Annotated in this window: 18 protein-coding genes; 5 read left to right on the forward strand and 13 right to left on the reverse strand. The window is 62.9% G+C overall.

Going from position 1 to position 19,923, the window contains the following annotated elements; genetic code table 11:
- The first annotated feature begins 22 nt into the window (after positions 1-22).
- Positions 23-1,210 (forward strand): amino acid ABC transporter permease, encoded by a 1,188-nt coding sequence (locus tag ACPPVP_RS42470; RefSeq protein WP_426530047.1) that lies wholly within the window; start codon positions 23-25, stop codon positions 1,208-1,210.
- Positions 1,211-1,214: 4 nt separating this feature from the next.
- Entirely contained in the window at positions 1,215-2,336 is a 1,122-nt protein-coding gene (locus ACPPVP_RS42475; protein WP_426530049.1) for an amino acid ABC transporter permease, read from the forward strand.
- Positions 2,337-2,398: 62 nt separating this feature from the next.
- Here the strand turns inward: ACPPVP_RS42475 and ACPPVP_RS42480 are convergent, their stop codons facing one another.
- The 9 genes from ACPPVP_RS42480 to ACPPVP_RS42520 form a co-directional block, all read right to left on the reverse strand.
- The gene (locus ACPPVP_RS42480) at positions 2,399-4,270 is read right to left on the reverse strand and encodes a methyl-accepting chemotaxis protein (RefSeq protein ID WP_426530051.1); all 1,872 of its coding nucleotides are present in this window, start codon (positions 4,268-4,270) and stop codon (positions 2,399-2,401) included.
- 75 nt (positions 4,271-4,345) lie between these two features.
- Positions 4,346-4,525 (reverse strand): hypothetical protein, encoded by a 180-nt coding sequence (locus ACPPVP_RS42485; protein ID WP_426530053.1) that lies wholly within the window; start codon positions 4,523-4,525, stop codon positions 4,346-4,348.
- 32 nt (positions 4,526-4,557) lie between these two features.
- Complete coding sequence (gene dctP / locus ACPPVP_RS42490) at positions 4,558-5,613, reverse strand: TRAP transporter substrate-binding protein DctP (protein ID WP_426530055.1); 1,056 nt, start codon at positions 5,611-5,613, stop codon at positions 4,558-4,560.
- A gap of 526 nt (positions 5,614-6,139) precedes the next feature.
- Positions 6,140-6,496 (reverse strand): DUF1428 domain-containing protein, encoded by a 357-nt coding sequence (locus ACPPVP_RS42495; RefSeq protein WP_426530057.1) that lies wholly within the window; start codon positions 6,494-6,496, stop codon positions 6,140-6,142.
- A gap of 127 nt (positions 6,497-6,623) precedes the next feature.
- Positions 6,624-7,358, reverse strand: a complete 735-nt coding sequence (locus tag ACPPVP_RS42500; RefSeq protein ID WP_426530059.1) for a DUF899 domain-containing protein — start codon at positions 7,356-7,358, stop codon at positions 6,624-6,626.
- 15 nt (positions 7,359-7,373) lie between these two features.
- On the reverse strand, positions 7,374-7,715 hold the full coding sequence (locus ACPPVP_RS42505; RefSeq protein WP_426530061.1) for an SRPBCC family protein: 342 nt from the start codon (positions 7,713-7,715) through the stop codon (positions 7,374-7,376).
- Positions 7,715-8,182 carry an ArsR/SmtB family transcription factor gene (locus ACPPVP_RS42510; RefSeq protein WP_426530063.1) on the reverse strand — a complete coding sequence of 156 codons (468 nt, stop codon included), beginning with the start codon at positions 8,180-8,182 and terminating at the stop codon, positions 7,715-7,717. The genes ACPPVP_RS42505 and ACPPVP_RS42510 overlap by 1 nt, the downstream gene beginning before the upstream one ends.
- A 156-nt stretch (positions 8,183-8,338) precedes the next feature.
- Positions 8,339-8,593 (reverse strand): DUF3551 domain-containing protein, encoded by a 255-nt coding sequence (locus tag ACPPVP_RS42515; protein ID WP_426530065.1) that lies wholly within the window; start codon positions 8,591-8,593, stop codon positions 8,339-8,341.
- 83 nt (positions 8,594-8,676) lie between these two features.
- A complete protein-coding gene (locus ACPPVP_RS42520) occupies positions 8,677-9,654 on the reverse strand; it encodes a Bug family tripartite tricarboxylate transporter substrate binding protein (RefSeq protein WP_426530067.1) in 978 nt (325 codons plus the stop codon).
- Positions 9,655-9,805: 151 nt separating this feature from the next.
- On the opposite strand from ACPPVP_RS42520, the gene ACPPVP_RS42525 reads away from it, so the two are divergent.
- The 3 genes from ACPPVP_RS42525 (at position 9,806) to ACPPVP_RS42535 (ending at position 13,860) form a co-directional block, all read left to right on the forward strand.
- Positions 9,806-10,225 carry a VOC family protein gene (locus ACPPVP_RS42525; RefSeq protein ID WP_426530069.1) on the forward strand — a complete coding sequence of 140 codons (420 nt, stop codon included), beginning with the start codon at positions 9,806-9,808 and terminating at the stop codon, positions 10,223-10,225.
- A gap of 200 nt (positions 10,226-10,425) precedes the next feature.
- Entirely contained in the window at positions 10,426-12,006 is a 1,581-nt protein-coding gene (locus tag ACPPVP_RS42530) for an AMP-binding protein (RefSeq protein ID WP_426530071.1), read from the forward strand.
- Between the two features lie 162 nt (positions 12,007-12,168).
- Positions 12,169-13,860 (forward strand): amidohydrolase, encoded by a 1,692-nt coding sequence (locus ACPPVP_RS42535; RefSeq protein ID WP_426530073.1) that lies wholly within the window; start codon positions 12,169-12,171, stop codon positions 13,858-13,860.
- Positions 13,861-14,057: 197 nt separating this feature from the next.
- Here the strand turns inward: ACPPVP_RS42535 and ACPPVP_RS42540 are convergent, their stop codons facing one another.
- The 4 genes from ACPPVP_RS42540 to ACPPVP_RS42555 all read right to left on the reverse strand — a co-directional run bounded on the left by ACPPVP_RS42540 (position 14,058) and on the right by ACPPVP_RS42555 (position 19,737).
- The gene (locus ACPPVP_RS42540) at positions 14,058-15,347 is read right to left on the reverse strand and encodes a cytochrome P450 (protein WP_426538356.1); all 1,290 of its coding nucleotides are present in this window, start codon (positions 15,345-15,347) and stop codon (positions 14,058-14,060) included.
- Positions 15,348-15,549: 202 nt separating this feature from the next.
- Positions 15,550-16,647: an HD-GYP domain-containing protein gene (locus tag ACPPVP_RS42545; protein ID WP_426530075.1), complete on the reverse strand. Its 1,098-nt coding sequence runs from the start codon at positions 16,645-16,647 to the stop codon at positions 15,550-15,552.
- Positions 16,648-16,975: 328 nt separating this feature from the next.
- A complete protein-coding gene (locus ACPPVP_RS42550; protein ID WP_426530077.1) occupies positions 16,976-19,249 on the reverse strand; it encodes a molybdopterin cofactor-binding domain-containing protein in 2,274 nt (757 codons plus the stop codon).
- Positions 19,246-19,737 (reverse strand): (2Fe-2S)-binding protein, encoded by a 492-nt coding sequence (locus tag ACPPVP_RS42555; RefSeq protein WP_426530079.1) that lies wholly within the window; start codon positions 19,735-19,737, stop codon positions 19,246-19,248. The genes ACPPVP_RS42550 and ACPPVP_RS42555 overlap by 4 nt, the downstream gene beginning before the upstream one ends.
- Positions 19,738-19,923: the final 186 nt, after the last annotated feature.

The raw sequence follows: 19,923 nt of genomic DNA on the forward strand, positions 1-19,923 counted from the left end.
TTGCCAGAAGGATCCTTGTGCTGTGACGACATCCACGCCCGACCTCCCACGCCGCAGGCGGCTGCGTTTCTCGCTGAACCGCCAGCAGATCATCGGCCTTCTCTGGCAGGTCGCGGTGGTCGGGATCGCGGTCGCTATCGTCGCCTTCCTGTGGTCGAACGCCCTGCACAATCTCTCGGTACGCCGGATCTCGACAGGCTTCGCCTTTCTCGGCCGCGAAGCCGGGATGCCGATTGCCGACACCTGGCTCGCCTACAGCCCGAAGGACCCTTACGTCCGCGCCTTCATCGTCGGCATCGTCAATACGCTGCGCGTCGCTGTCATCGGCATCGTGCTGGCCACCGTGATAGGCACACTGGTCGGCGTCGCGCGGCTGTCGTCGAACTGGCTGCTGTCGCGGCTGGCCGCCGTCTATGTCGAACTGCTGCGCGACATTCCCCTGCTGCTGCAACTGCTGTTCTGGTACGTGCTGATGCAGGGATTGCCGGCGGCGCGTGGCGCATGGAAGCCGATCGAGGGCGTGTTTCTTTCCAACCGGGGACTGGTGCTGCCATCCGTCCCGATCGCGGAAGCAAATCTTTGGGTGATCGCGGCTGTCATCGCCGGGCTGATCGCGCTCTATCTGCTGCGGCAGCAACTGATGGCGCGGCAGATGGCCGACGGCAACGTGCGCCAGCTCTTGCCGTACGCGCTGGCGCTCGCCGTCGCATTTCCGTCGCTGGTGTCGTTCGGGCTCGGCGCATCATGGACCATCACGCTGCCGGAGCTGCGCGGATTCAATTTCGTCGGCGGGCTGACGCTGGCGCCAGAATATTTCGCGCTGCTGATCGCGCTCGTCACCTACACATCGGCCTTCATCGCCGAGATCGTCCGCAGCGGCATCCAGGCCGTCCCCAAAGGACAATGGGACGCCGCCAACGCGCTCGGCCTGCGCCGGAGTTTTGTACTTCAGCGCATCGTGTTGCCGCAGGCGTTGCGCGTCATCATTCCGCCGATGACGAGCCAGTATCTGAACCTCACCAAGAATTCCTCGCTGGCGGTTGCGGTCGGCTACCAGGACGTCGTGTCGATCGCCAACACGACGCTGAACCAGACCGGTCAGGCGATCGAGGCCATCGCGCTCATCATGATGGTGTTTCTCACGATCAGCCTCGGCATCAGCCTGTTCATGAACTGGTACAATGGGCGCATCGCGCTGGTGGAGCGCTGATCCCATGACATCGATATCGGACGCACCGCAAAATCCGCTGCCGTTCAGCAGCGCGCGATCGCGCAAGGTTCCGGGCGGGCGCGTCATCCACTGGCTGCGCGCGAATCTTTTCGCCTCGGTCACGTCCTCGGTGATCTCCCTGCTCCTGATCGCGCTGCTCGGCAAGGCGCTGGTGAGCCTCGTGCAATGGGGCTACTGGAATGCGATCTGGTCGGTGCCCGGCGACCAGACCGGCGCCTGCCGGTCGATCCGCGGGCTCGGGGCCTGCTGGGCGGTGATCCCCGAAAAATACCGTTTCATCCTGTTCGGCACCTATCCGTTCAACGAGCAATGGCGGCCGGCGCTGGTGTGCCTGACCTTCATTGCACTGTTCTATGTATCGAGCAGGCGGAGCTGGTGGCGCAAGGAACTGGTGGCGGTGTGGGCGGCCGCACTGATGCTGATCGGCGTGCTGATGTGGGGCGGCGTCGCCGGACTAAGCTACGTGTCGCAGGACCGTTGGGGCGGTCTGCCGGTGACGCTGATCCTCGCGACGTTCGGGCTCGCCTTCGGCTTTCCGCTCGGCATCGTCGTGGCGCTGGGCCGCCGCTCAAAACTTCCCGCGATCCGCTCGCTCTGCGTGCTCTATGTCGAACTGATCCGCGGCGTCCCCTTGATCAGCCTGCTGTTCATGGCCAGCGTGATGTTTCCGCTGTTCATGCCCGACGGCGTCAACATCGATAAATTGCTGCGGGCCCAGATCGCGTTCGTGCTGTACGCGGGCGCGTATCTTGCCGAAGTCGTCCGCGGCGGGCTGCAGGCGATTCCGAGAGGGCAGCACGACGCCGCCGACGCGCTCGGGCTTTCCTACTGGAAGAAAAACGGACTGATCATCCTGCCGCAGGCGATCCGCCACGTCATCCCGCCGCTGGTGAACACGTTCATCGCCTTCTTCAAGGATACCAGCCTGGTGCTGATCATCGGCATTTTCGACCTGCTGACGACGGCGAAGACCTCGATCATCGATCCCGCCTGGCAACCGTTCAGCATCGAAGTCTACGTGTTCGTAGGGTTGATCTATTTCGTGTTCTGCTTTGCGATGTCGCGCTACAGCCGCAGCCTGGAGGCGCAGGCCCGGCCGGGCTGACGGCGGATCAGCCCTGAACGGCAACAACCAAACACGGCGCCGGGAACGCTGTCCGGGGCGGCTTACGCGGCCTTGATGCGGGCCAGGAAGCGGCCGACCTCGTTGCTGAGCGCTTCCGATTCCGCCGCCAGGCCGTCGGAGGATTGCAGAACGTCGGATGCGGTTTCGCCGGTCTCATTGGCGGCAGTGGAGACGCCGACGATATTGTCGGAGACGTTCTGCGTTCCGGAGGCCGCCTGCTGGATGTTGCGTGCGATCTCCGCGGTCGCGGCGCCCTGCTGCTCGACGGCGGCCGCGACTGTCGTTGCGATCTCCGACATCTTGTCGATGATCTGGCCGATGCCCTTGATGGTATCCACCGCCTCCTGGGTTGAGCCCTGAATGGCGGAGACCTGCGCGATGATGCCTTCGGTGGCCCGCGCCGTTTGCGTGGCAAGGCTCTTGACCTCGGAGGCGACGACGGCAAATCCCCTGCCGGACTCGCCCGCGCGCGCCGCTTCGATGGTCGCATTCAGCGCCAGCAGGTTGGTCTGCGCCGCAATCGTGTTGATCAGGCCGACCACTTCGCCGATGCGGTTCGCCGCGTTGGCAAGCTCGGTGACCGTGACTTCGCTCTTTGCCACCTGCTCGACGGCCTGGGCAGCGATCCGCGTGGATTCGCCGACCTGGCGGGAAATCTCTGATATTGAGCTCGAAAGCTCTTCGGTCGCCGCGGCCACTGTCTGAACGTTCGCCGCCGCCTGCTCCGAGGCCGACGCGACGGCGCCGGTCTGTTGCTTGGCTTGCGCCGCGACCTTGGACATCTTCTCGGCCGATCCCTTCATGCGCGAGGCGGCGGTAGACACCGCGGACAGTGCGCTGGTCGCGCCATCGTTGAACTCGCGCGTCAACTGGTCGATCAGCGCGGCCTGTCGCTGCTTCGCCTCCTGTTCGACGGCCTTTTCGGCAGCGGCGGCATTGGCCTCGACGATGCCTTCGCGGAACACCGACAGCGCCTTCGCCATCTGGCCGATCTCGTCGCCGCCGCGCTTGGTGTCGACTTCGGCGGAGAGGTCGCCGCCGGCAAGCCGCGTCATGGTACTCTCCAGGCCGACCAGCCGCGCCACCAGATTGCGGCCGATATAGAACCAGACGAACAAAGCGGCGCCGGCGACGCTGATTGCTGCGATCATCAGCATCACGAAGGTGCCGAAACTAATCGCCTCGTCGGAACGGTCGGTGGCTTCCTTGGTCTTGTTGGTAACGGCCTTGACCTGGCCCGCGACTTCCTTCGCGAGCTCATCAGTCAGGCCGCGCGTCTCGTCCAGCAGCTTCTGCCCGAGCTGGCTGGCGGCGAGCTCCTTGCGGCGCATCTCGAAGATCGTCTCGCCGGCGCCGAGCTTCAGCCAGGCTTCGCCCGCCTTGGGCAGGCCTTCGGTCGGCTGCAGGGTGTTGACGATATCGAGCTTCTCCTCGACCTTCGCCGACATCGCCTTGAAATTCTTCTCCAGCGCCGTGACGCTTTCGGCATTCGGCGCGACCGCCGCGCGGTCCAAAAGGCTCGACGCCAGATTGACGAAGCCGACCAGGTCGGCAAAGCCCTGCGACACTGGCACCTGAGTCGAAACCAGCTTGAGCAGTGTCATCATGGACTGATTGGCGTCACCGCCAAGAGTCATGGAGACCATGGTGATGTCGGCCTGGGCCTTTTCGCCGGCCGGCAGCAGCACGTCGTTGAGCTTGGTCTGGGTATTCTGGGCCGCCTTCACGATCTCCTCGCCACGGGCGCTGAGCTTGAGGCGATCGTCGACCGCCCCGTCCAGCGCGCCAAGCTTGCCGTTCATCGCCGCAATCAGCTTCTTCAGCCGATCGATCGCTTCACGATCGGATTGGGTGCGGGCGACCTCGTCGAGCCGCTTCGCGATGCCATCCTGACGCGCCTTCAGCGCGGTCATTTCCTGCTGCCGCTGTGCTTGCGATTTCGCCGCCAGCAACGTCGGCGCCGAACCCGCCAGCGCCTGGGTGTCTGTCTACAGGCCCAGCGTCTCGACGATCTCCGGAATGTTGCGACCGGCGACACCATGGAAGAGATCGCGAACCTGCGAGAACATCAGCCAGGCGGCGGCGCCCGCGATGACGGTGGTCCCCGATACCGCGGCGAAAGCGAAGAAAAGCTTGGCCCGGATGCCGAGTTTGCGAGCTGATGTCACGGTCTGTTTCCTCAATTCTTGAGTGCTTGTTATTACTTGGTGGCAACCTTGTATTGCTGGATCAATTCCCTGGCGCGCGTGTAGAGCCGCTCGCCGTCGATGCCGAGCTTCGCCATGTTGGCTTTCCATTCCGCCACGGCCGGCGCGGTGACCCGCTGCAGCTCGGCGCGCTGCTCGTCATTGAAGGTCAGCGCGGTAAAGCGCGGATCGCTCTGCAGCTTCTTCTTGGTGACAGCTTCCTGCGCCTCGCGGATGCGCGCGCTGCCCATCGCGATATCGGAAGAGTGTTTCTCGACGATCTTCTTCAGATCGTCGGGCATCGCTTCCCACGTGGCGCGGTTCATGACGATCATCAGCGCTGGCGCAGCCAGCCGCGCGTCGATCACGACCTTCAGCTGATCGGCGAGATACTTGCCGCCCGCGCCCTTGGTCGTGGTCGTGGAATCCCAGCCATAGGCGATGGCGTCGACGTAGCCGCTGGCGATGGTGTCGCCGATCATGTTGAGGGGAATGCCGAGCGGCACCGTCCCGAGCTTGGCGAGCGCGACGCCGACGGTGGTGCTGGGCGTGCGCATGCGCAGGCCGCGGAAATCCTTCACCGACTGGATCTTCTTGCCGGTAGTGAAGATCGGATAGGGCGGCAGCACGTAGAGACCGAGCACCTTCACCGAGGCGTAGTCCTTGTCGAGCAGGCCTTCCTTGTAGAGCGACATCATCGCCGAAGTGCCCGAGATCGAGTTCTCGAACATGAAGGGCAGTTCCATCACCGACGACTGCGGGAATCTGCCGGGATGGTAACCCTGCACGGTCGCGGCCATCTCGATGGCGCCCTTCTCGACCATGGTGAACAGTTCGGCCGGCTTGCCGTAACCGCCGAGCGGCTTCAGCGCCACTTCAATGCGGCCGCCGGACTCCTCCTCGACCGCCTTTGCGAACGGCACCAGAACCTGATCGTAGGGCGCGGTGTTTTCGGTGTTGATCGAGCCGAAGCGCAGAACCACGTCCGCGGCGGATGCAGGTGTAGAAAACAAAGCCGCGAGACCGAGCAGGGCTGTGGCCGCGGAAGGCATCCTGGTGCGGGAGAACATTCTGTTTCCTTCATCACCGTCAGCTGTCGAGTTCAGCTCGCAGCACCTGACGGTCGCATGGGCGGGTCCTTGACGGCGTCGACCCTAACTTTGGCGGATTAATCGCGGGTAAACCTAACGACCATCACCTCACGCGAGCGACACAAGTCGCAAGCGAGCGCCTGCTGTAGCCGATCACGCCGGCGCGGTTTGATGAGGTATCCGCAAAACTACTGATCTCGATGATCAGTGCGTGCCACCGGTGACGCCGGTTCTTGAAGCGCCGGCCGAAGACCAGCGACGCTGCGGCGCACGACAGCGCTGGAGACACTCGCTGATAATTCCGTCACGCGGCATACATATAGCAAGGCACGCCATGACGCGCTCAAGCCGAACCTACCGGTTAATTCATTGCAAGGCGGCGCGGTCCTGCAATGAGAGCAGCAGCCCATCGTGGAGGAACGGGCATTGATGGATCACGACCTGGCCGGCGCTGACGGTCACGTGTGAATAGTCCGGCAGTTCATGCGATGAGACGCACTCCTGCCTACACTTTCACCAGGCTTTCGAAGCCGCCATAGATCAGCCGCTTGCCGTCGAACGGCGGCGACCCTTCCGTCATCTCTTTGAGCCGCGGGTCCGCCATCACCTTGGCGTTGATCTTGTCGCGCTGGGCGCGCGACTTGTAGGTGATCCAGGCGAAAACGACGGTCTCACCCGCCTTCAGCTTGACGCTGCGCGGGAACGAGGTGAGCTTGCCGACCTTGACGTCGTCGGCGACCCATTCGCGGTAATCCAGCGCGCCGTATTCGCGCCAGACCTTGCCGCATTTCTTTGAAAGGCGGACGTAAGCTTCGAGCTTTTTCTTCGGCACGGCGACGATGAAACCATCGACGTAGGGCATGGGGGATCCTCTTCACATTCTACGTTCTCGCCGTCATTGCGAGGAGCGGCGCGACGAAGCAATCCAGCTATCCGTTATGCCGCGGTATGGATTGCTTCGCTTCGCTCGCAATGACGACCAGGCGCATTCAGCCATGACAACAGGATGCCTGAACCGGCGCCGGCTGGTATTGGTCACGTAGCCGCACCCAGTCCATCGGATAGGGCAGGCCTTCCTCATGACGCCCGAGCGGGGTCAGGTCGAGATAGTGATAGGCGGCATTCATCATGTCGAGGCCGCGCGAGTAGCAGGAATAGGTGTGGAAGATGTTCCCGGCCTCATCGCGATAGAACACGCTGATTCCGGGCGCTTCCTCGCTGCCAAAGGGGGTGGTTCCGAAATTGTAGTTGCCACCTCGCTCGATTTGCGCCGGCGTGAACGAAACGCCGTAGTCATAGTTGAACGCGTTGTCGCCAGCCGACAGCCAGTCAAACGTCCAGCCCATCCGCTGCTTGAACGCGGCAAGCTTCTGCAGGGGCGCGCGCGAGATCGCGACCATCGTGGTATCGCGGGCGGCGAGATGCGGGACCATGCGTTCGAAGCCGTCGGCCCAGAACGAGCAGCTCTTGCAGGCCTCGTTCCAGTCGGGCGCGAACATGACGTGCTGCACCACGAGCTGGCTGCGCCCCCTGAACAGATCGGCCAGGGTCAGCTTTCCATCAGGCCCGTCGAACACATAATCCTTGTCGACCTTGACCCATGGCAGCGCGCGGCGTTCCTCGGCCAGGCGCTCGCGCGCCCTGGTGTATTCCTTCTCATGCGCAAGGTGGGCCTTGCGGGCGGCAATCCATTCCGCGCGGGAGACGATGGTGTGCGGCTGCATGGGCGGCTCCTGTGTTCAGGCCAGATAGATTTCGAGTTTAGCGAACAGGTCCATCCAGCCACGCTCGTGATTGTCGCGCGCGGTCGCATCGGCGAACTGTTCGTGCAGGAAGGTGAGCAGCGTGCCGCCACCTTCGGGCTTCATCGAAATTGTCACCAGCGATTCCCGCTCCGGCGTCGAATGCCATGCCCAGCTGAACACCAGCCGCTGGTTCGGAACGACCTCGCGATAGACGCCGCCGACCTCGTTATAGGTGCCCTTGGCGTTGAAGCTGATGCGATAGCGGCCGCCGACGCGCAGATCGATGTCAGCCTTGACCGAGCCCTCCTCGACCGGCCCGGGCGCGAACCATTGCACTAGCTTTTGCGGGTCGGCCCACGCGGCGTAGACTTTTTCGGGCGCCGCGTTGAACCGGCGCTTGAGCGTGAGGCTGGGGCGCGCGGCCGGCTCGGCGTCGCGGACGTTTGACTTGGCAGGGCTTGACTGGGTGGCCATGGGTCTTCCTCCACAAAAGCGGCAAGGCGGTCGAGGGCGTCGGACCAGAAGCGCTGGTAGCGATTGAGCCACTCCATCGCCTGCTCCATCGGCTGGGCAGTCAACCGGCATGCGACCGTGCGGCCGGTCTTTTCGCGCGCGACCAGGCCGGCATCCGACAGCACATCGAGATGCTTCATGATCGCGGGCAGCGACATCGAAAACGGCTGCGCCAGTTCGCTGACCGACAGGCTTTCGCGGCTGCCGAGCCGCGCCAGCAGCGCGCGCCGGGTGGGATCCGACAGCGCGGCAAAGGTGCGGTCCAGGATTTCTTCTTGATACTTAACCATAAGGTTTAGTATATAGGCAAACGAAACGTCGTCAAGCCCGCGCCTGCATCACGTAATTGAGAGTTGTGACGGGGAAGTCCGGATGGCCGGATCATCCAGCACGAACAGTTTTCGCGCCTTAGTCCGGCCATTCCGGGGAGGAATTCGCGAGCCCGATCAATAATCCCGGTAAACCCGCATCCGCCGCTGCTCTCCGAAGGCAACGCGCGGATTGACATTGCAGTACAGGGCGCGGCCGGACGCCGACGCCATACACTGGGCATAGCTGGTGTAGGCGCAGTCGCCGGGGATGCCGATGCCCCGGCCCTGGAGGCAGTAGGGATAATCATAGGCCGCTGCCGGCGAGCTGCCCGCCATCGTGGCAACTGACGCCGCCGACATCGCCAATATCGCTAACATTGCATTGCGCATCATGGATCTCCTTCACGTGACGCAAAAGCCGCGTCGCCTTTTGGATAAAACACCGCGACCCGGCCAATGTTCCGTGAGGTAGATCACTGCACCTTTTCGACCTTGGCTTCCTCGATCACCTTCTTCCACTTGTCGGTCTCGGCCGCAATCATCTCGCCAAACGCTTCCGGCGTGCCGATCAACGGTTCGCCACCGAGGTCGACCAGCCGCGCCTTGGTCGCGGGTTCGGCGAGCACCTCGTTGATTTCCTTGTTCAGCTTGGCGATGATTTCCTTCGGGGTGTTCTTTGGCGCCCCCATGCCGAACAGCGCGCTCGCTTCATAGCCCGGGATGGTGTCGGCCAGCACCGGCACGTCAGGCAGCAGCGACGACTTCGTCGCACTGGTAACCGCCAGCGCTCGCACCGAGCCGGCGCGGACATGCTGGATGATGGACGGCATGTTGTCGAAGATCACCTGGACCTGGCCGCCGAGCAGATCGGTGATCGCGGGCGCGGCGCCGCGATAGGGCACATGCTGCATCTTGGCGCCCGACATCGCCATGAACATTTCGCCGGACAGATGCACGGAGGTGCCGTTGCCCGACGATGCCATGTTCACCTTGCCGGGGTTGGCCTTCACGTAATCGATGAACTCGGCGACCGTCTTGGCCGGCACGTCCTTGTTGACCGTCATCACGTTCGGCACGCGATTGAACGCCGCGACCGGCGCAATATCGCGAACGACGTTGAATTTCAGGTTGGCGTAGAGCGCAGCATTGATGAAGTTCGCCGGATTGACCAGCAGCACCGTATAGCCGTCGGGCTCGGCGTTGATGACGGATTCCGTCGCGATGTTATTGCCGGCGCCGGGCTTGTTTTCGATCACGAATTGCTGGCCGAGCCGCTCCGAGAGCCGCTGGCCGATCAGCCGCGCAACAATGTCGGTCGCGCCGCCCGGAGGATATCCGACGACCCATCTCACCGGCCGGGTCGGATAATCCGCCGCCGAAACGCTGGCGATCGAAGCGGTCGTGGAAAGGCCGATCACGGCCAGACAAATCGCGGTGCGACGTGAAATCATAAAGCTTCTCCTTGGAGGCCGGGATTCAGAGCCCAGTCCATTTCTATTGATGCGCGGTTCTATTGAACCGAATGCGGCCCGCGTTGTAACAAACAAAGTCAGGTGCGGCCAGTGCGACAGGGCGCCGCCGACCGCGACGAAAGGATAAGGCATGTCTGTCAGAGTTAACGCGCTCGACCATCTCGTCATCAACGTCGCCGACGTGGCGCGTTCCACCGAGTGGTATCGAAAAATCCTCGGCATGGAGGTCAGGGTGTTCGATCCCGGCCCAGGCAAAACGCCGCGGACCTCGCTGGTGTTCGGGAACCAGAAGATCAATGTGCGGCCGCGCGGCGCCGACAAGATCGAGTGGTTCACCGCCGACCACGAAACCGCTGGCAGCGACGATCTGTGCTTCCTGACCTCGAGCACGCCGGATGAAGTGGTGGCGCACCTGAAGGCCAATGGCGTCGCAATCGAGGAAGGCCCGTCGGCAAAGCAAGGCGCCCGCGGCACGTTGCGGTCGGTCTATTGCCGGGATCCCGACGGCAGCTTGATCGAGATTTCGTCGTATGAGGATGGGGCTGGCTAGGTCCGCTCCCTCCCCGTCATTGCGAGCGAAGCGAAGCAATCCATAGCGCGGCATAACGGATGGATGGATTGCTTCGCTGCGCTCGCAATGACGTTGAGAGAGCCGAGCCCTCAACGACCATTTGCCCATCGCGCCGTCCAATGGCAGAACTACTCCCAAGCAAGATGAAAAAGCCGCCGTAAGGCTGCACGGGAGGATCGATGACCAATTCACAGGCAGCGCCGGGCATTGTCGGCCCCTTCGCAGGCCTCGACGTGCCGTGGCTGCTGGGGATGCGCGCCGAGAGCCGCCGCAACCATCCATTTCTGATCTGGGCGCCGTTCGAAGGCCCGGCCCGGAGCTGGTCCTATGGCGAATTTCACGAGCGCGTCGGCCAGCTTTCCGCAGGCCTTGTGAAACGCGGCATCAAGCCCGGCGAATATGTGCTGATCCATCTCGACAATTGCATCGAGGCCGTTCTGGCCTGGTTTGCCTGCGTCGAGCTCGGCGCCATTGCCGTCACCACCAACACCCGCTCGGCCGCGACGGAAATGGAGTATTTCGCCGGCCATTGCGGCGCGGTCGCCGCCATCACCCAGCCGGCCTATGCCGAGCTGATCTCGGCCAATTGCCGCGGGCTGCGCTGGATCGCCGTGATCTCGCATGATGCGGGAGCCAAGCCTGCGCGTGGCGCGCCGCGCGGCGACAGCTTTGAATCATTATTCGCCGACAGCGCCGACCGGCCGCGCCGCGCCGCCGACCCGTTCGCGCCATGCAGCGTTCAATACACTTCGGGCACCACGTCGCGGCCAAAGGCGGTGCTGTGGACGCATGCCAACGCGCTGTGGGGCGGCAAGATCAACGCCGCGCATGAGGATCTGCACGCCGGCGACGTGCACCAGACTTACCTGCCGCTGTTCCACACCAACGCGCTGGCCTACTCGATGCTGGCGACGCTGTGGGTCGGCGCTTCCTGCGTGATCCAGCCGCGGTTTTCGGCGAGCCGGTTTTGGAATGTTGCGCTGGAGCACAACTGCACCTGGACCTCGACGATCCCGTTCTGCATGAAGGCGCTGCTGGAACACGAGATTCCCGATAACCACAAGTTCCGGCTCTGGGGCACCGCGGTATCCGAGCCGCCACCGTTCGCCGCCTTCGGCATCAAGATGATCGGCTGGTGGGGCATGACCGAAACCATCACCCACGGCATCGTCGGCGAGGTCGACCAGCCCAATATGCCGATGTCGATTGGCCGCGCCGCACCCGAATATCAGATCCGCATCGTTGAAGATGATGGTTCGCCGACCGGCGTCGGCGGCACCGGCGATCTCCTGATCAAGGGCATTCCCGGCTTGTCGCTGTTTTCGGAATATCTGCACAACGAAAAGGCCACCCGCGAAAGCTTTGACGAGCACGGCTATTTCATCACCGGCGACCGCGTCACGCTGCTGGAGAACGGTTTTATAAAGTTCGGCGACCGCACCAAGGACATGCTCAAGGTCGGCGGCGAGAATGTCGCGGCATCCGAGATCGAACAGGTGATCGCGGTGGTGCCGGGCGTGCGCGAGGCCGCCGTGGTGGCGAAGAAGCACGCGATGCTGGATGAAGTGCCGGTTGTCTTCATCATCCCGCAGGCCGGCGTCAACGGCGCACCGGCCGACCTGCACGACACGGTCATGGCCGCCTGCCGCACGTCGCTGGCGGACTTCAAGGTGCCGCGCGAGATTCACTTCGTCGACGACATGCCGCGCTCGACGCTGGAGAAGGTGGCGAAGGCGGAATTGCGGAAGATGCTGGGGTGAAGGTTTCGTAGGGTGGGCAAAGCGGAGCGTGCCCACCATCTCGCAGCGTGCTCGGTGATGGATGGTGGGCACGTCGCTTACGCTCCTTTGCCCGCCCTACGATTTCGGCTTCGTCGTTGAGAGTAACGGAAAATACCAAAAGAAAATCACAGGGAGCGCGTCATGCCGGGACTGGGGCGAAATTCTGCAAGACTTTCCTGCTATTTTGCGGCGGCTTTCATCGTGGCGTCGCCGGTCGGCATTGCGTCGGCCCAGACCGCCGACACGATCCTGTTCAACGGTAAAATCCTCACCGTTGACAAGGATTTCTCCACGCAGCAGGCCGTGGCAATCGGGGACGGCAAGATCCTCGCCACCGGCGCTTCGGCCGCGATGAAGAAGCTCGCCGGCAAGAATGCGAAGCTGATCGATCTCGGTGGCCGCACCGTGATTCCCGGGCTCACCGATGGCCACATCCACGGCATCCGCGCCGCGCTCACCTTTGGCACCGAGGTGAACTGGATCGGCGTGCCCACGCTGAAAGACGCGCTTGAGAAGATCGGCCAGGCGGCGAAGGCGCAGAAGCCCGGATCCTGGATCGTCGTCGCCGGCGGCTGGACCGAGGAGCAGTTTGCCGAGAAGCGCCGGCCAACACCGGCGGAGGTCACCGCCGTGGCGCCCGACAATCCCGTCTACATCCAGCATCTCTATGACTGGCTGCTGCTGTCGCCGAAGGCGATGGAGGCGCTCAACATCCGCGACGACAACGACGTGGCGCCCGGCGGCAAGCTCGCGCGCGATAGCGACAACAAGCCGACGGGCATCATCGACGCCGCCGGCGCCGCGCTCGGCAAGATTTTCGACAAGCTGCCGAAGCCGACCATGGAGCAGCAGGTCGACGGCTCCAAAAAATTCTTCCGCGAGATGAACAGTCTCGGCATTACCGGCATCGTCGATGGCGGCGGCGTCAGCATGTATCCGGCGAACTACCAGGCCGTGTTCAAGCTGTGGCAGGACAAGCAGCTCACCGTGCGCGTCGCCTATCACCTCTGCGCGCCAAAGCCCGGCAGCGAACTCGCCGACCTGCAAAACCTGACGCAACTCTCGCCACCGGGATTCGGCGACGCCATGCTGCACTTCAACGGCCCCGGCGAAATCCTGATCTGGGCCGACTGGACCGACGGCGACATCACGCCCGACGGCAAGGCGAAGCTTGCCGAACTGCTGCGCTGGGCGGCGTCAAAGCGCTACACCATCCAGCTGCACTGGAACCCGGACCGCACCGTCCACGACCTGCTCGACGTGGTCGAGGACATCAACAAGGATTTCCCGGTGCGCGACCTGCGCTGGGCCGTGCTGCATCTCTACACCGCCTCTGAAGACAGCCTGAAGCGGATGAAGGCGCTCGGCCTGGTCTGGGGCGTACAGGACGGGCTCTATTTCGGCGGCGAACGGCTGCAGAAGGAGGTCGGCGTCGACCAGGCCAGGGCGATGCCGCGGATCGTCACCGCGATGAAGCTCGGGCTCGTGGTCGGCGGCGGCACCGATGCGCATCGGGTGTCCTCCTACAATCCCTTCGTGTCGCTGCAATGGTATCTCGACGGCACCACGATCGGCGGCACCAAGACCCGTGGCGACGAGGAAGCGCCCAGCCGCCGCCAGGCGCTGGAGATGTACACAAGCAACACCGCCTTCATGGCAAATGACGATGACAAGCGCGGCACGCTGGAGGCCGGCAAGTTCGCCGACCTCGCGGTGCTGTCGGCGGACTACATGACGGCGCCGGTGAAGGAGATCGGCAAGATCAAATCGGTGCTGACGATGGTCGGCGGGAAAGTAGTGTATGCGGCACCGCCGTTTGCGGGGGAGCGCTAGCGCACGGTGCGTAGGGTGGGCAAAGCGAAGCGTGCCCACCATTCATCGGCGACGGTGCAAGAGATGGTGGGCACGTCGCTAACGCTCCTTTGCCCACCCTACAGCCTCTCGGCGTCATTGCGAGCGCCGCGAAGCAATCCATCTCACGGCGGAAAGAAAGTTGGATTGCTTCGCTGCGCTCGCAATGACGGAGGCCATCAATTCACCCCGAACTTGATCGGCAGCTTCTTCGGCCCGTTGACAAAATAGGCCTGCGTCATCTTCACTTCGCCGTCGAGGGCGATCGATTTCAACCGCGGCAGCAGTTCCTCGAACAGGATGCGCATTTCCAGCTTCGCTAGATATTGCCCGAGGCAGAGATGCGCGCCATAGCCGAATGCGACATGGCGGTTCGGCTTGCGGTCGCAGCGAAAACGATACGGCTCCTCGAACACGTCCTCGTCGCGGTTGCCGGAGGCGTAACACAGCATCAGCCAGTCGCCTTTTGCAATCTTGCGGCCGCCGAGCTCAGTGTCAGCCGTGGCCGAGCGCATGAAATGCTTGACCGGGGTCATCCAGCGAATCGCCTCGTCGACCAGGCCCGGGATCAATTCGGGATTGGCCTTCACCTTTTCGAATTGCGCGGGGTCTTCCGCCAGCGCCCAGATCGCGCCGGCGGTCGAGGATGACGTGGTGTCGTGGCCGGCGGTGGCGACGATCATGTAATAGCTGGTCGCGTCATGATCCGGCATGTAGGCGCCGCCGATCCTGGCGTTCGCAATAACGGTGGCGAGATCATCGCGCGGGTTGCGGCGCCGGTCCTCCGTAATGCCACGGAAATAGGAGCCGAAATCGGCCACCACCGCCTGCATCATTGCGGAGAACTGTTCCGCCGAGATCTGTTCCCTGATCCGCGCCGTATCAGGGTCCTGCGGACCGAACAGTTCCTGCGTCAGCTTGAGCATGCGTGGCTCGTCCTTCTCGGGCACGCCGAGAATTTCCATGATGACGTGCAGGGGATAGCCGAGGGCGACGTCTTCGACGAAATCGCAGGCGCCGCCCTTGTCGAGCATGCGCTGCACGGTGGCACGCGCGATCTCGCGTACCCGCGCCTCGAACTTTCCGAGATTGGCCGGCATGAACCAGCCCTGCGTCAACGCCCGGTATTTCGGATGATCGGGTGCATCCATCTGCACCAGCGAACGTACCAGATTGGGCCCGCCCGTGATCTTGCGGACGCGCTCTTCCACCGCCCGGTTCGTCAGTGTGGTGGGCCGGTCGGCATTGTGGAACAACTCGTTCTGGCGGCTGATAGCCTGGATATGCGCGTGCTTTGTCACGACCCAGAACGGGTCGAACTTCTCGGGCCGCGCAAGCCCGAGCGGGTTGTTGGCGCGCAGCCAGCGGTAGCTGTCATGGATGCGGTGGTCAGCATAGGCGGCCGGATTGACCAGCGTCGCCGCAATGTCGGCGGGGATGTCTGCACCCGCAGTCGGATCGACGGTCATATCCATGGGTCGCCTGCCTATATCACCTGCAAAGGTTGCCGATGATCAACGATAATTAGGCAGTTGCAAGGCGGACAGCTTGCGTTGAGCGGCTAATGGCACCTCCCCCGTCATTGCGAGCGAAGCGAAGCAATCCACAGTTCAGCACGGAGATAGATGGATTGCTTCGCTTCGCTCGCAATGACGGCGGAGCGTCCTGCGCTCAATAATACCCGAACGCCACCGGACGGAAGGCGTGCAGCAGATGCTGGTCGATCTTGTCGCCCATTTCTTCCATCATGCCGAACGCCTTGGCATGGGTGAACTGCAGCCGGTAGGCGCGCTTCTCGACCAGCGCGGCATAGATGTCCACGATCGTGGTCAGCCGCACGATGTCGCTGATCTCCTTGCCGTTCAGGCCGTCGGGATAGCCGGTGCCGTCGAGGAACTCGTGGTGGTGCAGCACGACGTCGAGCATTTCGGGCGGGAAACCGCCTTGAGCGGTCAGCGCGTCGAAGCCGCGGCGCGGATGCTGGCGCATCTCTTCCATTTCTTCCAGCGTCAACGGGCCCGGCTTGTCCAGGATCGCCACCGGAATGAACGCCTTGCCGACGTCGTGCAGCAGCGCGGCGCGAGCGAGACGGCGCTGGTCGTCCTCGCGCATGCCGAGATGCTGCGCGTAAGCGACCGCAAAGCCGGTGACGAAGAGGCAATGGCGATAGCTGCCGGTGTGATGGCAGCCGACCGTCGTCAGCCATTCCCGCAAGGACGAATGCTTGATCGCCTTGAGAATCTTGTTCTCGGCCTCGACGATGTCGGTGAATTTCAGGGGAACGCCGGACGGAAGCTTTTCGAAGATCTTGGTCATCACGGCATGCGCCGCTTCGACGCCCCGGTTCAGGACCTTGCCGCGATCGGTCTCGTCAAATCCGTCGCTGTCCGGGAACGCGGCGCGAATCCGCTGCAGGATACCTTGCGCGTCGAACGGCCGCGCGATGGTGTCGGTGGCGCCGAGCGCCCAGGCCTGCATCGATCCGTGATGCAGCGCGTCGGCCAGCACGAACAGCCGCGGCATTTCGCGATAGGCCTCGGCGCGCAGCTTGTTGCGCACCAACTGCACGCTCTCGGCGGAGCGCAAATTGATATCGACCACGATGCCCGCGAGATCGCGTTCGGGCGCGTCGGGAATGTCTGATGTCGCGATGGTGTCGACCTGACCGACGGATCGCAGGATGCTGGCGAGTTCGCTGCTTTGATCGCTTCGGTCCGAAGCCAGCAACAGCCGGCGCTTGGTCGAAGTCTTGTTGGCTACCGATGTCATGAAACCCCAGACCCCTAGCGTTGACCACTTGCAATAGAAACTAGCGGATAAGGGGTTCCTCGGGGCTTAAGAGGGATCGTGAATATAGGCTACCGTGAACGCTAAAATTTTAGCGATCTTGTTCGTGATGCAGCGCACCCGTGCACATCCGCGACTGTCATCATCCGCGAAAGCGGATGATCCAGTACGCCGTGATAGTTATTGTTACCCTCGAAGGCCGCGGCGTACTGGATGCCCCGCCTTCGCGGGGCATGACGAGATCGGGTCATAAAAAATCCGCCGGAGGCACTGCCGCCGGCGGATCATGCTTAATCGGCGCTTCGGCGATTTACGCCTTCATGTTCGCCTTTACCGCTTCCGCCGTGATCGGCAACGAGCGGATGCGCGCGCCGCAGGCGTTGAAGATGGCATTGCCGAGCGCGGGCGCGATCACCGTCACCGCCGGCTCGCCAACGCCGGTCGGCTTGTCGCCGTTGGCGATGACGTTGACGGCGACTTCCGGTGTCTGGCTCATCCGCAAGGGGGTGTAGGTATCGAAATTGGTTTGCTCGATACCGCCGTCCTTCAGCGTCGCCTTCTCATACATGGCGAGCGAAAGGCCCCACAATGCCGCGCCCTCGACCTGGGCGCGGATGTTGTCGGGATGCACCTGCATGCCGACGTCGGTGGCCACGGTCAATTTCTTGACCTTGACTTCACCGGACGGCGACACCGCAACATGGGCCACGCAGGCGGTCCAGCTCGCGGTTGCACGCTCCTGCGACGAGACGCAGGCGACGCCCATGCCCTCGCCTTTCGGCAATTTGCCGGTGCCGTAGCCGGCCAAGCCCATCGCGGCCAGCAGCGTATTGCGAAGGCGTTGCGCGCCGCCGTCGTTCTTGCCTTTGCCATCCAGCAACGCGATGCGGTACTCAGCTGGATCCTTGCCGGCCGCATGCGCCAGTTCGTCGATCATGCTTTCGACCGCCCAGAAGGTCCAGCCCGGCGCCACCGAGCGCAACTGACCGGACGGGGTGGCGTTGTGCGCCATCTCGTTCTTGATCGCGCGGACATTGTGATTGGGCACGGAATAGAAGAAGTCCGCACCGTTCACGGTGAAGGCGTCCAACGGTCCCTTCTTGTCGACCGAGGGCGACAGGAAATCGGGGATCCCCCATCGCTGGGTCGGCCACGCACTGACCACGTCATGATTGAGCGCGATCAGCTTGCCGTCGGCGTCCAGACCGGCCTTGACCTTCTGGAACGTCAGCGGGCGCGAATAATCCATGGTCATGTCGTTTTCGCGCGAATAGATCACCTTGACGGGCTTGCCGACGGCTTTCGCCGCCTGCACCGCAGGCACCATCATGTCGGCGTCGAGCCGCCGGCCGAAGCCGCCGCCCAGCCACATCTGATGCATCACGACGAATTTGGGATCGACTCCGGCTGCCCCCGCCGCAATCGCGCCGGAGCGCGTCGCGAACTGGTTGCCGGAATAAATGTGCCAGATATCGCCCTTCAGTTCGGCCGTGGCGTTCATCGGCTCGAGCGGCGCGTGGATGTTGATACTGGTGGTGTATTCCGCCTCCAGCACTTTCGCCGCCGTGCCCAATGCCGCCGCGGTATCACCGTCCTTGACGAAGAACTGCCCGGAATCGTCCAGCGCTTGCAGCCGCCTCGCCTCGTCAATCAACGACTGGCTCGACAGTTTGGCATTCGGACCGCCATCATAGGTGATCTTCAGCGCGTCCGCGGCTTTCCTCGCATTGGCGTAGGTATTGGCCACCGCCACCACCCAGCCGGTCGTGCTGCCGGTCTTGTCGTCGAGTGTGACGGCCTTGATGAAGCCCGGCACCTTCTTGGCAGCAGCATCGTCGACCGATTTCACCGTGGCGCCATAGCGCACCGGCGGCGTCACGACCTTGCCGTAGACCATGCCCGGCAGCATGACGTCGATGCCGTATTTTGCCGTGCCGTTGGTCTTCGGGGGAATATCGAGCTGCGGAACCGAGACGCCGACCATGGTGTACTGATCGGGCGTCTTCAGCTTGATCGCCTTGAGCTCGTCCGGCGTGAAGGTCTTGGTGATCTTGCCGCTCTTGACGATGTCGGCAAAGCTCATCGACTTCTTCGACTTCGGATGCGAGACGGTGGAGTTACGCACCACCAGTTCGCCTGAAGGCACGCCCATCGCGCTGGCTGCGGCTTCCGTCAATGCGATACGTCCGGCGGCGCCCGCCCGGCTCATCGCATCGAAGTTCATCATCGTGCTCCAGCTGCCGCCGGTAATCTGCGCGCCAAGCACGGGGTCGTTGAACTTCGGATCGTTGGAGGCAAGCTGGACCCGCATGTCCTTCCAGGACGAGCCTAGTTCTTCGGAAACGATCTGCGCCATCGTCGAGGCGATATGCTGACCCATATCGGCCTTGCCGCAAGTCACCGTGACGATGCCGTCGGGACCGATCGAATACCAGGTCGACGGCTCGAAGTTCGATGGCGCGGCCAAAGCCTGGCTGATGCCGGGGACGGCGGCATAACCGAGCACGAGGCCGGTGGCCGCGGAGCCAACCAGGAACGAGCGGCGGCTGAGATCGGTGGGCGCTATTTTCACGTGCGTATTCATGTGGCCCTCCGCTCGGTGCCGGCGTTGGAAGCGGTACGCATTTCGGATGCTGCGCGCATGATCGCCTTTTGAATGCGCGAATAGGTCATGCAGCGGCACAGATTGCCGTCCATGTGCGCGACCACTTCATCCTTGGTCGGATTGGGATTCTTGGAGAGAAGCGATGCCGCCTGCATGATCTGGCCGGACTGGCAGTAGCCGCACTGCGGCACCTGCTCAAGAACCCAGGCCTTCTGCAAGGGATGATCGCCCTTGGCGGACAGACCTTCGATGGTGGTGATCTTCTTGCCGAGCGCGTCGTTGACGGAAGTCTGGCAGGAGCGAACGGCTTCGCCGTTGACGTGAACCGTGCAGGCACCGCAGAGACCTGCGCCGCAACCGAATTTCGTACCGGTCATCTGCAGTTGCTCGCGGATAACCCACAGCAGCGGCGTATCGTTGGACGCCTCGACGGACATATTCCGTCCGTTGATATTGAGATTAGGCATGTTCGCTCCCCTTCCGGTGTTGGAAGCCGCTTACGGCGGCATCTCACTTTTGGGTATTGGCTGGCACCCACCGGGTCGATGCCAGTTGGCGCGAAGAATGATACCGAACTTTCCCGGAGGCAATCCAATTTGGAATCGTTCGAAGAGAATAGCGTTGTGCGCTGCGGCAAGTCGTTGTCATCGACA

It is taken from the genome of Bradyrhizobium sp. McL0615, assembly GCF_049993905.1.
Classification (GTDB): domain Bacteria; phylum Pseudomonadota; class Alphaproteobacteria; order Rhizobiales; family Xanthobacteraceae; genus Bradyrhizobium.

Coding starts and splice junctions, on each gene's coding strand:
- ACPPVP_RS42555 (WP_426530079.1), bottom strand. CDS start 19,737: ATGCCTAATCTCAATATCAACGGACGGAATATGTCCGTCGAGGCGTCC.
- ACPPVP_RS42535 (WP_426530073.1), top strand. CDS start 12,169: ATGCCGGGACTGGGGCGAAATTCTGCAAGACTTTCCTGCTATTTTGCG.
- ACPPVP_RS42545 (WP_426530075.1), bottom strand. CDS start 16,647: ATGACATCGGTAGCCAACAAGACTTCGACCAAGCGCCGGCTGTTGCTG.
- ACPPVP_RS42500 (WP_426530059.1), bottom strand. CDS start 7,358: ATGCAGCCGCACACCATCGTCTCCCGCGCGGAATGGATTGCCGCCCGC.
- ACPPVP_RS42495 (WP_426530057.1), bottom strand. CDS start 6,496: ATGCCCTACGTCGATGGTTTCATCGTCGCCGTGCCGAAGAAAAAGCTC.
- ACPPVP_RS42515 (WP_426530065.1), bottom strand. CDS start 8,593: ATGCGCAATGCAATGTTAGCGATATTGGCGATGTCGGCGGCGTCAGTT.
- ACPPVP_RS42550 (WP_426530077.1), bottom strand. CDS start 19,249: ATGAATACGCACGTGAAAATAGCGCCCACCGATCTCAGCCGCCGCTCG.
- dctP (WP_426530055.1), bottom strand. CDS start 5,613: ATGTTCTCCCGCACCAGGATGCCTTCCGCGGCCACAGCCCTGCTCGGT.
- ACPPVP_RS42530 (WP_426530071.1), top strand. CDS start 10,426: ATGACCAATTCACAGGCAGCGCCGGGCATTGTCGGCCCCTTCGCAGGC.
- ACPPVP_RS42520 (WP_426530067.1), bottom strand. CDS start 9,654: ATGATTTCACGTCGCACCGCGATTTGTCTGGCCGTGATCGGCCTTTCC.
- ACPPVP_RS42540 (WP_426538356.1), bottom strand. CDS start 15,347: ATGACCGTCGATCCGACTGCGGGTGCAGACATCCCCGCCGACATTGCG.
- ACPPVP_RS42475 (WP_426530049.1), top strand. CDS start 1,215: ATGACATCGATATCGGACGCACCGCAAAATCCGCTGCCGTTCAGCAGC.
- ACPPVP_RS42510 (WP_426530063.1), bottom strand. CDS start 8,182: ATGGTTAAGTATCAAGAAGAAATCCTGGACCGCACCTTTGCCGCGCTG.
- ACPPVP_RS42480 (WP_426530051.1), bottom strand. CDS start 4,270: ATGACCGCGCTGAAGGCGCGTCAGGATGGCATCGCGAAGCGGCTCGAC.
- ACPPVP_RS42525 (WP_426530069.1), top strand. CDS start 9,806: ATGTCTGTCAGAGTTAACGCGCTCGACCATCTCGTCATCAACGTCGCC.